15 protein-coding genes are annotated in these 13612 nt (G+C 72.4%); 13 read left to right on the top strand and 2 right to left on the bottom strand.

Going from position 1 to position 13612, the window contains the following annotated elements:
• The first annotated feature begins 18 nt into the window (after positions 1-18).
• The 9 genes from atpB to MF605_RS02285 all read left to right on the top strand — a co-directional run bounded on the left by atpB (position 19) and on the right by MF605_RS02285 (position 7555).
• Positions 19-819 carry a F0F1 ATP synthase subunit A gene (gene atpB, locus MF605_RS02325; protein ID WP_036382182.1) on the top strand — a complete coding sequence of 267 codons (801 nt, stop codon included), beginning with the start codon at positions 19-21 and terminating at the stop codon, positions 817-819.
• A 150-nt stretch (positions 820-969) separates the two neighbouring features.
• The gene (locus MF605_RS02320) at positions 970-1185 is read left to right on the top strand and encodes an ATP synthase subunit C (RefSeq protein ID WP_002857264.1); all 216 of its coding nucleotides are present in this window, start codon (positions 970-972) and stop codon (positions 1183-1185) included.
• A gap of 84 nt (positions 1186-1269) precedes the next feature.
• Complete coding sequence (locus MF605_RS02315) at positions 1270-1824, top strand: F0F1 ATP synthase subunit B (RefSeq protein WP_002857262.1); 555 nt, start codon at positions 1270-1272, stop codon at positions 1822-1824.
• Entirely contained in the window at positions 1821-2636 is an 816-nt protein-coding gene (locus tag MF605_RS02310) for a F0F1 ATP synthase subunit delta (RefSeq protein ID WP_049145267.1), read from the top strand. Before MF605_RS02315 ends, MF605_RS02310 begins: the two co-directional genes overlap by 4 nt.
• 90 nt (positions 2637-2726) lie before the next feature.
• Entirely contained in the window at positions 2727-4361 is a 1635-nt protein-coding gene (gene atpA, locus MF605_RS02305; RefSeq protein WP_036334989.1) for a F0F1 ATP synthase subunit alpha, read from the top strand.
• An 83-nt stretch (positions 4362-4444) separates the two neighbouring features.
• Complete coding sequence (locus tag MF605_RS02300) at positions 4445-5338, top strand: F0F1 ATP synthase subunit gamma (protein WP_041103232.1); 894 nt, start codon at positions 4445-4447, stop codon at positions 5336-5338.
• 53 nt (positions 5339-5391) lie between these two features.
• A complete protein-coding gene (gene atpD / locus MF605_RS02295) occupies positions 5392-6849 on the top strand; it encodes a F0F1 ATP synthase subunit beta (protein WP_041103230.1) in 1458 nt (485 codons plus the stop codon).
• Positions 6850-6855: 6 nt separating this feature from the next.
• A complete protein-coding gene (locus MF605_RS02290) occupies positions 6856-7131 on the top strand; it encodes a F0F1 ATP synthase subunit epsilon (protein WP_036313044.1) in 276 nt (91 codons plus the stop codon).
• Between the two features lie 34 nt (positions 7132-7165).
• Positions 7166-7555 carry a DUF2550 family protein gene (locus MF605_RS02285; protein WP_230259842.1) on the top strand — a complete coding sequence of 130 codons (390 nt, stop codon included), beginning with the start codon at positions 7166-7168 and terminating at the stop codon, positions 7553-7555.
• Between the two features lie 14 nt (positions 7556-7569).
• Here the strand turns inward: MF605_RS02285 and nucS are convergent, their stop codons facing one another.
• Positions 7570-8265 carry an endonuclease NucS gene (gene nucS / locus MF605_RS02280; RefSeq protein WP_002857250.1) on the bottom strand — a complete coding sequence of 232 codons (696 nt, stop codon included), beginning with the start codon at positions 8263-8265 and terminating at the stop codon, positions 7570-7572.
• A gap of 52 nt (positions 8266-8317) precedes the next feature.
• On the opposite strand from nucS, the gene MF605_RS02275 reads away from it, so the two are divergent.
• The gene (locus tag MF605_RS02275) at positions 8318-8677 is read left to right on the top strand and encodes an Rv1322 family protein (protein WP_049145255.1); all 360 of its coding nucleotides are present in this window, start codon (positions 8318-8320) and stop codon (positions 8675-8677) included.
• Positions 8678-8711: 34 nt separating this feature from the next.
• On the opposite strand, the gene MF605_RS02270 is transcribed toward MF605_RS02275, so the two are convergent.
• Positions 8712-10034 carry an AI-2E family transporter gene (locus MF605_RS02270; RefSeq protein WP_134416593.1) on the bottom strand — a complete coding sequence of 441 codons (1323 nt, stop codon included), beginning with the start codon at positions 10032-10034 and terminating at the stop codon, positions 8712-8714.
• Positions 10035-10159: 125 nt separating this feature from the next.
• Between MF605_RS02270 and MF605_RS02265 the strand changes: the two genes are divergently transcribed.
• The 3 genes from MF605_RS02265 (at position 10160) to MF605_RS02255 (ending at position 13597) form a co-directional block, all read left to right on the top strand.
• Positions 10160-11116: a co-chaperone YbbN gene (locus MF605_RS02265; protein ID WP_223247526.1), complete on the top strand. Its 957-nt coding sequence runs from the start codon at positions 10160-10162 to the stop codon at positions 11114-11116.
• Positions 11117-11180: 64 nt separating this feature from the next.
• Complete coding sequence (locus MF605_RS02260; RefSeq protein WP_044659201.1) at positions 11181-12005, top strand: ABC transporter ATP-binding protein; 825 nt, start codon at positions 11181-11183, stop codon at positions 12003-12005.
• Positions 11996-13597, top strand: coding sequence for a Tat (twin-arginine translocation) pathway signal sequence (locus tag MF605_RS02255; RefSeq protein ID WP_036313027.1), 1602 nt, complete (start codon positions 11996-11998; stop codon positions 13595-13597). The genes MF605_RS02260 and MF605_RS02255 overlap by 10 nt, the downstream gene beginning before the upstream one ends.
• The last annotated feature ends 15 nt before the right edge of the window (positions 13598-13612 follow it).

Raw genomic sequence — 13612 nt, 5'->3', positions numbered from 1 at the left:
ACTTCGGAGAGGAACCGCGTGCTGACCCTCGTGCTGGCCAACGCATCATTCGTGCCCCCCACCATCTCTGATGGTCACCTCCCGGAGATCTTCCCCTGGGGTGCGGAGTACGGCACCGGCTTCGGCAAGCAGATGCTGCTCGTCCTGCTCTCCGTAGTGCTCATCACCGCCTTCTTCGCGTGGGCCATGCGCCGTCCCCGGCTCGTGCCCGGCAAGGCCCAGTGGCTCGCCGAGTCCGGCTACTCCTTCGTCCGGAACGACATCGCGAAGGACATCCTGGGCGAGAAGAACTTCAAGCAGTGGGTCCCGCTGCTCTTCTCCATCTTCTTCTTCGTGCTGCTGAACAACCTGTTCGGCGCCATCCCGGTGCTGCAGCTGCCGACCTTCTCCCACGCGGGCGCCGCCTACGGCCTGGCCCTCATCGTCTACGCGATCTGGATCGGCGTCGGCATCAAGCGCCACGGCGTGCGCTACCTGAAGCTGGCCGTCGTGCCCTCGGGTGTGCCCGGCTGGATCCTGCCGCTGCTCGTGCCGCTGGAGATCATCTCCAACTTCATCGTGCGCCCGCTGACCCACTCCCTGCGTCTGATGGCCACCATGCTCTCCGGCCACATGATCGTGATGCTCGCCGGCGCCGGCGCCGCCTACCTGATCACGCAGACCGGCAGCCTGGCCCTGCAGGGCACCGGCATCCTGGTCATCCTCGGCTCGGTGGCCCTGTACTTCCTCGAGCTGCTGATCATGTACCTGCAGGCCTTCGTCTTCACGCTGCTGACCGCGATCTACATCCAGGGCGCGATCGACGCGAACGACCACTGATCTTCCGGGGCCGCCTCGGGCACGACCCAGGCGGCTGCGGTACGGCGGGAGAGCCCGCCACCAGTCTTCCCGGCCCTCCGCAGGAGGACCACCCGGGAGGCCGACCCTCCACAACCCGGCCGGACACCTCGGCCTCGTGAAAGGAACACCATGGAACTGCACGGTTCGCTCAACATGATCGGCTACGGCCTCGCCGCCATCGGCTCCGCCATCGGCGTGGGCCTGATCTTCGCCGCCTACATCAACGGCGTCGCCCGTCAGCCGGAGGCCCAGCGCATCCTGCAGCCGATCGCCCTCCTGGGCTTCGCGCTCGCCGAGGCCCTCGCCATCCTGGGCCTCGTCTTCGCCTTCGTCATCGGCGCCTGACGCGCCGCGTCCACGGAGCGCCCGCACGGTGAGACCGTCGGTGCTCCCTCTCCACAGGACTCTTGACCGAAGGATGGTTGAAACATGATCAGCAACGGACTGATCCTCGCGGCGGCTGAGGGGGCCAACCCCCTGATCCCCAACCCGTGGGAGATCCTCGTCGTCGTGGTGGGCTTCGCCCTGCTCATGTTCATCGTCATCAAGTTCATCGTCCCGACCCTCGAGAAGTCCTACCAGGACCGTGTCGAGGCGATCGAGGGCGGTCTGGCCAAGGCTGAGAAGGCCCAGGCCGAGGCGAACGCGATGATGGCGGACTACGAGTCGCAGCTGGCGGACGCCCGCACCGAGGCGAACCGCATCCGCGAGGATGCCCGCACCGAGGCCGCCGAGATCGTGGCCGAGGCGCGCGAGCGCGCGACCGCCGAGGCGACGCGCATCTCCGAGCAGGCGCAGGCGCAGATCGCCGCCGAGCGTCAGCAGGCCGCCGCGCAGCTCAAGGGCGAGGTCGGCTCGCTGGCCACGACCCTGGCCGGCAAGATCGTGGGCGAGTCCCTCGAGGACGACGCCCGCTCGCAGCGCGTGGTCGACCGCTTCCTGGCTGACCTGGACCGTCACCAGAGCGCAGGTGTCGCCGAATGATGACGGGCGCATCGAGGGACTCCCTGGCCGCCTCCCTGGAGGCCGTCGGTCCGGTGCTGGACGAGGGCGGCGTGGCCCTGGCACGCGAGCTGTTCGGCGCGCTGGACGTGGTGGACGAGCACGGCGCCCTGCGCCGCGCCCTGACCGACCCCGCCTGGACCACCGAGCGCCGTCACGGCCTCGTCGACTCGCTGTTCGGCGCCCGGGTGACCCCCGGTGCACTGCAGGTCCTCAAGGACCTGGCCGGCCGCCGCTGGTCGGCGGAGCGCGATCTCGGGGACGCCCTCGAGACGGTGGCCGCGCACGCGGCCGCCGCTGAGGCCGCACGCGGCGGACACGCGGGCCTGGCCGCCCTCTCGGGCGAGCTGCTGGCCTTCAACCGCACGGTGGAGGACTCGCACGAGGTGCAGCGGGCGCTCACCGACCAGCACGCACCCCTCGAGGCACGGGCCGCTCTGGCCGGTCGCCTCCTGGGCGAGTCGGCCAGCCCGGCCGGCCGACTGCTGGTCGAGCGCGCCGTCTCGGCCCCGCGCGGCCTGAAGCCGTCCGCCGCCGTCCGCAAGGCCGCGGACGTCGTCGCCGAGCGGCAGCGCCAGTGGATCGCCGAGGTGACCGTGGCCCGGCCGCTCGAGGCCGAGCAGCAGGAGCGGCTGGCCCTGGGCCTGCGCCGCGCCTTCGGCCGCGATCTCGTCATGGACGTGACGGTGGACCCCCACGTGGTGGGCGGCATCCGCGTCCAGGTCGGCGACGACGTCGTCGACGGGTCCATGGCCGCGCGCCTCCACGACCTCCAGCGGCGGATGGCCGGCTGACGCCGGCTCCCGCCCGCATCCGGAACACCCACGAACGTAAGCATCATCGTCACGTCGATGATCACCAAGCACAGAGAGCAGGGACTGCAGATGGCCGAATTGACCATCAACGCTGACGATGTCCGCAATGCCTTGAACGATTTCGCGGCATCGTACGAACCGTCGGGCACCGATCGCACCGAGGTCGGCCGTGTCATCTCCGCGGCGGACGGCATCGCTCGTGTGGAGGGTCTGCCCTCCGTCATGGCGAACGAGCTGCTGCGCTTCGAGAACGGCATCCAGGGCCTGGCCCAGAACCTCGACACCCGTGAGATCGGTGTCGTCGTCCTCGGCGAGTTCCAGGAGATCCGCGAGGGCATGGAGGTGCAGCGCACCGGCGAGATCCTCTCCGTCCCGGTGGGCGACGCCTTCCTGGGCCGTGTGGTGGACCCGCTGGGCCAGCCCATCGACGACCTGGGCCCGATCGAGGCCGAGGGCCGCCGTGCCCTCGAGCTGCAGGCGCCGACCGTGACCGAGCGCAAGTCGGTCCACGAGCCGCTGCAGACCGGCATGAAGGCCATCGACGCCATGATCCCGATCGGCCGTGGCCAGCGTCAGCTGATCATCGGTGACCGCCAGACCGGCAAGACCGCGATCGCCGTCGACACGATCCTCAACCAGAAGGCCAACTGGGAGTCGGGCGACGTCGAGAAGCAGGTCCGCTGCGTCTACGTGGCCGTGGGCCAGAAGGCCTCCACCATCGCCGGCGTCCGCGCCACGCTGGAGGAGCACGGCGCTCTGGAGTACACCACCATCGTGGCCTCCCCGGCGTCCGACCCGGCCGGCTTCAAGTACCTCGCCCCCTACGCCGGCTCGGCCATCGGCCAGCACTGGATGTACGGCGGCAAGCACGTGCTGATCATCTTCGACGACCTGTCGAAGCAGGCCGAGGCCTACCGCGCCGTCTCCCTGCTGCTGCGCCGCCCGCCGGGCCGCGAGGCCTACCCGGGTGACGTCTTCTACCTGCACTCCCGGCTCCTCGAGCGCTGCGCCAAGCTCTCGGACGAGATGGGCGCGGGCTCGATGACCGGCCTGCCGATCATCGAGACCAAGGCGAACGACGTGTCGGCCTACATCCCGACCAACGTCATCTCCATCACCGACGGCCAGATCTTCCTGCAGTCGGACCTGTTCAACGCCAACCAGCGTCCCGCCGTGGACGTGGGCATCTCGGTGTCCCGCGTGGGCGGCGCCGCCCAGGTCAAGGCCATGAAGAAGGTCTCCGGCACGCTGAAGCTGGACCTGGCGCAGTACCGCGACCAGCAGGCGTTCTCCATGTTCGCCTCCGACCTGGACCCGGCCACCCGCCGCCAGCTCGCCCGCGGTGAGCGCCTCATGGAGCTGCTCAAGCAGCCGCAGTACTCGCCCTACCCGGTCGAGGAGCAGGTCGTGTCCATCTGGGCCGGCTCCAAGGGCCACCTCGACGAGGTGCCGGTGCAGGACGTGCTGCGCTTCGAGCGCGAGTTCATCGACCACCTGCGTCGCCACACCTCCGTCCTGACCGACATCGCCTCCACCGGCAAGCTCGAGGACGGCACCGTGTCCGCGCTCGAGTCGGCCGTCGCCGAGTTCTCCAAGGGCTTCCAGTCCTCCGAGGACGGCGGCGTGCAGGCCGGCCACGAGGAGCACCGCGCGATCGAGCAGGACCAGGTCGCGCAGGAGCAGATCACCAAGCAGAAGCGCTGACCGCCGGTCGGTGAGGGAGCGGTCCGGCGTCGGACCCCACGGGGACGACGCCGGGCCGCCCTCCCGCCAGGGAAAGGACCACCATGGGAGCCCAGATCCGGGTCTACCGTCAGAAGATCGCGTCGACGTCGTCGATGAAGAAGATCTTCAAGGCGATGGAGCTGATCGCCACGTCTCGCATCACCAAGGCACGTGAGCGCGTCAGCGCGTCGCTGCCCTACGCGAACGCGATCACCCGCGCCGTCTCGGCCGTGTCGAGCCAGCACGACATCGATCATGTCCTCACCACGGAGCCCGAGAACCCGACCCGGGCGGCCGTGCTCATCATGTCCTCGGACCGCGGCCTCGCCGGCGCGTACTCCGCGAACGTGCTGCGCAAGGCCGAGCAGCTCCTCACCCGCCTCGGCGAGGAGGGCAAGGACGTGGACGTGTACGTCGTCGGCCGCAAGGCGCAGACGTACTTCGACTTCCGCGGCCGCGGCTACAAGAAGCTGTGGACCGGTCAGACGGACGCCCCCGTCGCCGAGCGCGCCGCCGAGATCGGCGAGGTGCTCGTGGATGCGTTCCTCACGGACACGGCGGACGGCGGCGTGGACGAGATCCACGTCGTGTTCACCGAGTTCGTCTCGCTCGTGAAGCAGAACCCCCACGTGGTGCGCCTGCTGCCCCTCGAGGTCGTCGAGGAGGAGGCCGCCACCGCCGAGGACGTGCTGCCGCTCTACGAGTACGAGCCGGACGCGGAGGAGGTCCTCGACGCGCTGCTGCCCAAGTACATCGAGTCGCGCATCTTCAACGCGATGCTGCAGTCGGCGGCCTCGGAGCTCGCCAACCGTCAGCGCGCCATGAAGTCGGCGGGCGACAACGCCACGAGCCTCATCAAGGACTACACCCTCCTGATGAACAACGCCCGTCAGGCCGAGATCACCCAGGAGCTCACCGAGCTCATCGCGGGCGCGGACGCGCTCAACAACTCCTGAGCCCGTTCGGGACTCACCAGACTCGCCATCCACACACGATAGAAGTGAGAGAGATGACTGCCACCATCACTGACCAGGGCACCGGGACCCCCACCGGCGGTGCCACCGGACGCGTGTCCCGCGTCATCGGCCCCGTGATCGACGCCGAGTTCCCGGCCAACGCGATGCCGGAGATCTACAACGCGCTGACCACCGAGATCGACTTCAACGGCCAGCGCCGCACGGTCACCTTCGAGGTCGCCCAGCACCTCGGCGACAACATGGTCCGCGCCATCTCCCTGCAGTCCACCGACGGCCTGGTGCGCGGCACCGACGTCGTGGACACCGGTGCCCCCATCTCGGTGCCGGTCGGCGACGCCGTGAAGGGCCACATCTTCAACGTGCTCGGCGAGACCCTGGACATGCCGACCTCGCAGCTGCAGGCCGAGGACCGCTGGCCGATCCACCGCCCGGCCCCGAACTTCGCGTCCCTCGAGGGCTCCACCGAGATGCTGGAGACCGGCATCAAGGTCATCGACCTGCTGACCCCCTACATCAAGGGCGGCAAGATCGGCCTGTTCGGCGGCGCCGGCGTGGGCAAGACCGTGCTCATCCAGGAGATGATCACCCGTGTGGCCCGCAACTTCGGCGGCACCTCCGTGTTCGCCGGCGTCGGCGAGCGCACCCGTGAGGGCAACGACCTCTGGGTCGAGATGGACGAGGCGGACGTCCTGAAGGACACCGCCCTCGTGTTCGGCCAGATGGACGAGCCGCCGGGCACGCGTCTGCGTGTGGCCCTGTCCGCGCTGACCATGGCGGAGTACTTCCGCGATGTGCAGAACCAGGACGTGCTGCTGTTCATCGACAACATCTTCCGCTTCTCGCAGGCCGGTTCCGAGGTCTCCACGCTGCTGGGCCGCATGCCCTCCGCCGTGGGCTACCAGCCGAACCTGGCGGACGAGATGGGTGTGCTCCAGGAGCGCATCACCTCGACCCGCGGCCACTCCATCACCTCGATGCAGGCCGTGTACGTCCCCGCGGACGACTACACCGACCCGGCCCCGGCCAACGTGTTCGCGCACCTGGACGCGACCACCAACCTGACCCGTGACCTCGCGTCCCGTGGCCTGTACCCGGCCGTGGACCCGCTGGCCTCGACCTCGCGCATCCTCGACCCGCAGTACGTGGGCCAGGACCACTACGACGTGGCCATCCGCGTGAAGCAGATCCTGCAGAAGAACAAGGAGCTGCAGGACATCATCGCGATCCTCGGTGTGGACGAGCTCTCCGAGGAGGACAAGATCACCGTGGGCCGCGCCCGCAAGATCGAGCAGTTCCTCTCGCAGAACACCTACACCGCCAAGCAGTTCACCGGCGTCGAGGGCTCCACCGTGCCGGTCAAGGACACCGTCGAGGGCTTTAAGGCCATCGCCGACGGCGACCTGGACCACGTCGCGGAGCAGGCCTTCTACAACGTGGGCGGCCTGGACGACGTCGAGCGCGAGTGGGCCAAGATCCAGGCCGAGGGCTGATCGATCATGGCTGAGCTCAACGTCGAGATCGTCTCCGAGGAGCGGTCCATCTGGTCGGGCGCCGCGTCGGCCGTGTCGGCGCGCACCGTCAACGGTGAGATCGGCATCCTCCCGGGCCACACCCCGATGCTCGCCGTCCTCGGCGACGGCGAGGTCGTGGTGCGGACCACGGACGGCGGCACCGTCACCGCGCAGGCCCGCGGCGGCTTCTTCTCCGTGGACCACGACCGTGTCGTGATCGCCGCGACGTCCGCCCGGCTGGGCGACGCCGCGGCGGCCTGACGCGGCGCGGCAGGACCTGACGGTGGAGGGCCCGGTGCTCATCGCCTCGGCGACCGTGGTGGCAGTCATCGTGCTGTCGGCACTCGCCCTGGTGATGCGGCGCCGGGCCCTCGCCCGTGTCACGGCCGCCTTCCCTGCGGTCCTGGAGCGGGAGGGCCCGGGGCGTGAGCGTGTGATCGGCGTGTACGACGAGTCCCGCCTGCGCCTCACCGGGGGCTGGCGCCTCTCGCGGGAGCGCTGGAGCGCGGACCGGAGCCGCCTGCAGATCGACCGCCTCCCGGCGGACGAGGCCGGCCGGGCCGTCCTGGAGCTGAGCGCCGGCACACGTCCGGTGCGCGTCGTCGTCGACCCCGACGACGCCGGCGCCCTGCGCGCCTGGAGCGAGGCGGGGCCGTCCGCGGCGTCGTCCTTCTGGCGCCGCTGAGCCCGCCCGGCGCCTCAGAACAGGCGGGACTCGGCGTCGTCCACGCCGCGCATCGCGTCGTAGTCGAGGGTGACGCAGCGGATGCCGCGGTCCTCGGCGAGGGTGCGGGCCTGGGGCTTGATCTGCTGGGCCGCGAACACGCCGCGCACGGGCGCCAGGAGCGGGTCCCGGTTCATCAGCTCGAGGTAGCGGGTGAGCTGCTCGACCCCGTCGATGTCCCCGCGGCGCTTGAGCTCGACCGCCACGGTGCCGCCGTCGGCGTCGCGGGCCAGGATGTCGACGGGGCCGATCGCCGTCATGTACTCGCGGCGCACGAGGGTGTGGCCGTCGCCGAGCAGGCTGATCTGCTCGGCCAGCAGACGCTGCAGATCCGCCTCCACGCCGTCCTTGACGAGGCCGGGGTCCACGCCGAGCTCGTGGGAGTCGTCCGCCAGGACCTCCTCGATGAGCACGATGAGCCGGTCGTCGGACTTCTTGGCCTGCACGCGCCAGACCTGCGTCACTCCCTGGTCGGCCTGGTCGGGGGAGGGCTCCTCCACGTGCAGGGTCGCGGGCGGCGACATCCAGTTGAGGGGCTTGTAGGAGCCGCCGTCGGAGTGCACCAGCACCGAGCCGTCCGCCTTCACCATGAGCAGGCGGGTGGCGGTGGGCAGGTGGGCGTTCAGGCGGCCCTCATAGGTCACGGAGCAGCGGGCAATGACGAGTCGCACCGGTCCATCCTAGGCGGACCGCGCCCACCGGCTCGTGTGCCAGCATGGAGGCATGCCCCGTTCGAACCGCCCCCGCCGCTCGTCCGCGCCTCGGCGGAGCGAGCGCGGGGCCTCCGGCGCCTCCCGGCGGTCCCGGCCGTCGCCGGGGCGCGCCGACCCGCTCGAGGAGCTCCTCGGCCTGGACGCGGGCTACTCGCGCCAGTCCGGGTCCGACGGCGGCTGGCACGTCCGGCAGATCCCCGCGTGGCGCGCGGTGAAGGACTACACGTGCCCCGGCTGCGGCCGGGTGATCCGGCAGGGCCAGGCGCACCTCGTGGCCTGGCGCGCCGACTGGATCATGGGGGACGAGGACGCGGGAGCGGACCGGCGGCACTGGCACCCGGTGTGCTGGCGCACCCGCCCGAGCCGCTGACCGCGACGGTCCGGGCCGCGCCGCCGTCGTGGGCCTACCGGGCGTCCTGGCGGGGGATGAAGACCTCGCGGACCAGCAGCAGCAGCGCGGCGGCGAGCGGGATCGCCATGAGGGCGCCGAGGACGCCCAGCAGCGCGCCACCGGCGATCACCGCGATCACGGCCACGGCCGCCGGCACGGACACCGCGCGCGCCATGACACGCGGCGAGATGACGTAGGCCTCGATCTGCAGGTAGACGAAGTAGATGGCCGCGAACACGGCGGCGGTCTGCCACGAGGTCAGCAGGCTCACGAGGGTCAGCAGCGTGCCGCCGATCGCGGCGCCCACCAGCGGGATGAACGCCATGAAGGCGGCGATCGCGGCGAGCAGGACGGCGAAGGGGGCGCCGGCGATGGCCAGCGCCGTGAACGCCACCGCGCCGTTGAGGGCGGCCACGAAGGACTGGCCCATCACGTAGTGGCCGACCGAGGAGGTGATCTGCTCGGACAGCGCCTCGATCCGGGGCCGGCGCGAACGCGGTGCGAGCCGGTAGGCCCAGTACTTCATGTGCGGCAGGGAGGAGAGGAAGTACAGCGTCAGCACGACCACCACGAGCACCGAGAAGACGGCGTTCAGCACGGTCTGGCCGAAGCCGAGGAGCCCGCCGAACAGGTCGGTGACGGCGACGCCGTCGGCGGCGAGGCGCTCGGTCTGGGCGCGGACGGCCTCCTCGAGGTGGAACTCCTCGTCGAGCTGCACGAACCACTCGGCGGTCATCACCCCGTCGATGATGGCCGGCAGGTCCTGGACCAGCTGCGTGGACTGCTCGATCACCGTGGGGACCAGGAGGGCGACGAACGCCCCGGCCACGGCGGCCAGGCCGAGCGCGGCCGTGAGCACGCCGACCCAGCGGGGCGCGCCCCAGGCCTCGACCCGGCGCACCAGCGGGTCCAGGCCCAGGGCGATGAACAGGGCGGCGGCGATCCACACGATCAGCTGCCCGTTCGTGCGCAGCACCGAGACGACGCCGATGGCCAGGGCCACGCCGACCGCGAGCAGGAAGCCGGTCAGCACGGGGGACTCGACGACCACGGCCGCGACCGCCGGATCCTCGGCGCCGTCGACGGGGACCGACTCGGGGTCCACCCGGTCCTCCTCGAGAAAGGGACGGCGCCGCCGCAGGACCGAGCCCAGGCGGGGCAGTCGACGACGCCCGGCGGGCGCCGGCCCGTGCGACCGCGGCGCGGCGGCCACCCCGACCGGCTCCACGGGGACGCCGGCCACGGGCGGCTGCTCGGCGCCCTCGGGCTCGGCCGGGGCGCGGACGTCGGCGACGCCGGTGGCATCCGGGCCGGATGCGGTCTCCTTCTCCTCCACGCGCTCAGCGTACGTCAGGGCCCCGGCCTGACCGCGCCGCGCCCGGGAGGCTACCGTGGGGCCCAGTGACAACGCCCCTCGCCCCGGCGACGGGGCGGCCCCGGACCGGAAGGATCGTGACCGACGTGACCGCCCAGCCCCCCTCCGACGCCCCGTCCCACCTGCGCGGCGCCGTCGACCTGTCCTCGCTCGGCACCCCGGCCCCGGCCGGGCGCACCGCGCCGGGGGCCGACGCCGGCGCCGGCGGCGGCTCGTGGGTGATCGCGGACGCCGACCAGGGTCTGCTGCAGCAGCTGGTCCAGCTCTCCGCCCAGGTGCCGGTGCTGCTGCACCTGCACGTGCCCGGGGATGCGGCGAGCGAGGCGCTCTACCGCCAGTTCGCGGACGCGGCCGACGCCCAGGCGGGACGGCTCGTGCTCGCGCGTCTGGACGTGGCGAAGGAGCCCGCCGTGCTGCAGGCGCTCGGCCTGGGGGCCGGCCCCGCGGTCATGGCCGTGGTGGCGGGGCAGCCGGTGCCGCTGGTCAATCAGGAGGTGCCGGAGGAGACGCTGCGCCAGCTCATGGGGGAGATCCTCGAGGTGGCCCGTCAGAACGGCGTCGCCGGCACCGTGCCCCCCGTCGCCCCGGCGCGCCAGGACGCCGACGCCGCGGCTGCGGAGGCTCCGCCCGTGCCGCCGCTGCACCGGGCCGCCCATGAGGCCCTCGCCGCCGATGACCTGCCCGGGGCCGTCTCGGCGTGGGAGGCGGCGCTGGCCGACAGCCCCGCGGATGCCGTGGCCCAGCAGGGCCTGTCGGCGGCCCGCCTCATGCTGCGCACCCGTGACGCCGACGCCGCGGCGGTGCGCGCGGCCGCCGCGGACGGCCCGGACGACGTCGCCGCCCAGCTCGCCGTCGCGGACCTGGACGTGCTCGGCGGCCACGTGGAGGACGCCTTCGCCCGGCTCGTGCGGTTCATCGCCCTCCACCCCGGCGACGACCGGGAGACGGCGCGCGCCCACCTCGTGGACCTCTACACCGTGGTGGGCACGGACGACCCCCGTGTGCAGGCCTCGCGGCGCCGGCTGGCCGCAGCGCTGTTCTGAGGGGCCCACGGTTCATCCTTGAGGGGGTCGCCGTGGCCGCCTGACGGTGGGTAAGGTCCCAGGCATGTCTCCGCATGCGCCCGAGCCTGCCCCCGCCCACCTGGCGGCCGCCGCCCGTCGGCGTGCGGCCGACGCCCCCGATCCGGACCTCGCCCTCGTCACGCGCGGGCTGACCCAGCGGTTCGGGGACAAGCTGGCGCTGGACGCGCTGGACCTGGACGTCCCGGCCGGATCGTTCTTCGGGGTGGTCGGGCCCAACGGGGCGGGCAAGACCACGGCCCTGTCGATGGCCACCGGGCTGCTGCGCCCGGACCACGGCCGCGCCTGGATCCACGGCGTCGACGTGTGGGAGCAGCCCCTCGAGGCCAAGCGACGGGTCGGCGTGCTCGCCGACGGCGTGCGCACCTTCGACCGCCTCACGGGCACGCAGCTCATGACCTACGCCGGGCTGCTGCATGGCCTCGACGCGGACACCGTGGCCGAGCGGACCGCGGACCTGCTGCGGGTGATGGACCTGGAGGACGCCGGCCGCAAGCTCGTGGCCGACTACTCCGCCGGCATGACCAAGAAGGTGTCCCTGGCGGCCGCCATGGTCCACGCCCCGGACCTGCTCGTCCTGGACGAGCCGTTCGAGGCCGTGGACCCGGTCTCCGCCGCGAACATCCGGGACATCCTGCACTCGTACGTGGAGCGGGGCGGCACCGTGATCGTCTCGAGCCACGTGATGGACCTCGTCCAGCGCATGTGCACCCACGTCGCCGTGATCGCGGCCGGGACGCTGCGGGCCGCCGGCACGCTCGAGGAGGTCCGGGACGGGCACGACCTCGAGGACCGCTTCGTGGACCTCGTCGGCGGCCGCCACGGCTCGGAGGGGCTGGCATGGCTCTGACGCTCGTCCGACTGCGCTGGACGCTGACCCTGAACCAGTGGCGGCGGTCCCCGTTCACCCTGGTGATGAGCGTGCTCGGCGCGCTGTACGTGCTCGGCATGGCCGCCGTGGCGGTGACGCTGCTCGTCACGGGCCTGCCCGCCCTGCCGGACGAGGCCCGCGGCGCCACGACCGTGCTGGCCGCCGCCGTCGTGGTGCTCGCCTGGCTCGTCATCCCGCCGTTCGTCACGGGCGTGGACGCCACCCTCGACCCGCACAGCTTCGTGCTCTTCCCCGTCCCGGCCCGCACCCTCATCGCCGGGCTGGTCCTGAGCGCCTTCACGACGCCGGTCGGGCTCGCCACGCTGGCCGTGCTGGTGGGCCTGGGGGCCAGCTGGTGGGACCGGCCGGCCGCGCTGGCGGCGGGCCTGGCCGGGGGCGCGCTGACCGCGGTGACCGCCGTGGCGATCGGCTCCGGCCTCGCCGGCCTCCTGGCCGCCTACGCGAGCCGGCGTCGGGTGCGGGACGTCGTCTCCGTCCTGCTGTTCATCCCGCTCATGCTCGGCGGCGTCGCCCTCTCGCAGGCCATCGCGTCGTTCGAGGACTTCCTGGCGATCGCGCCCCAGGTCGCCCGCGGCGCGGCGTGGACCCCGTTCGGGGCGGGCCCCGCCGCGGCGTGGGCGGCCGCCGAGGGCCGCGGCGCCGCCGTCGCGCTCCACCTCGCGGTGGCGGCGGCCTGGTGCCTGGCCGCCCTGGCCCTGTGGCACCTGGCCGTGCGCCGCACCGTGGAGCCGGTGGCCGTGGGCGGCGGTCGGTCCCGCCGCGTCGCCGCGGGAGCGGACCCGATGCCGCTGCGCTGGCTGGGCCGACGGGCCACGGGCCCGCGCACCGCGATCGCGGCCCGCGCCCAGCGCTACTGGCTGGCCGATCCGCGGTACGCGGCCGGGCTCATCATCATCCCGCTCATGGCCGTCCTGCTGTGGTTCACCGGGGGCATGGCCGCGGAGGGGGGTCCCGGACTGGGCCTGCTGCTGATCCTCGGGCCGATCACCGCCTGGTCCCTGGCCTACTCGATCTCCGCGGACATCGCCTACGACCACACGGCGTTCCACCTGCAGGTCGTCTCGGGCGTGCGGGGCGTGGACGACCGCTGGGGCCGGGTCCTGGGCCTGGCGGGCTGGGGCGTGCCGATGATCCTGCTCGTGACGACGGCGACGGTGGCGGCGGCGGGGGACTGGTCCCTGCTGGCGCCGATGCTGGGCCTGGCCCTCGGCCTGTTCGGGACGACCGCCGGGCTGTCCGCGTTCGTCTCCGCCCGCTTCGTCTACCCGGTTCCGAAGCCGGGGGACAGCCCGTTCGCGACGCCGCAGGGCGCGGCCATGCGCACGATGCTCGTCCAGGGCGCCGCGATGCTGGTCAGCCTGGCGCTCGCGGTGCCGTTCCTGGTGCCCTTCGTCGTCCGGCTCGTCACCGGGGCCGCCGTGTGGGGGTGGGTGACGGTGGCGCTCGGGCTCGCGTGGGGCGCCGTCGCGCTGTGGCTGGGTGTGCGCCTGGGGGCGCGCTGGTACGACCGCGCGCAGGCCGAGACCTACCAGGCCGTGGCCGCCTTCTGAGGGGCGCGGCTAGAC

The organism is Micrococcus luteus (genome assembly GCF_022664405.1).
GTDB lineage: Bacteria > Actinomycetota > Actinomycetes > Actinomycetales > Micrococcaceae > Micrococcus > Micrococcus luteus.
This window is presented reverse-complemented; position numbering and strand designations above follow the sequence as displayed.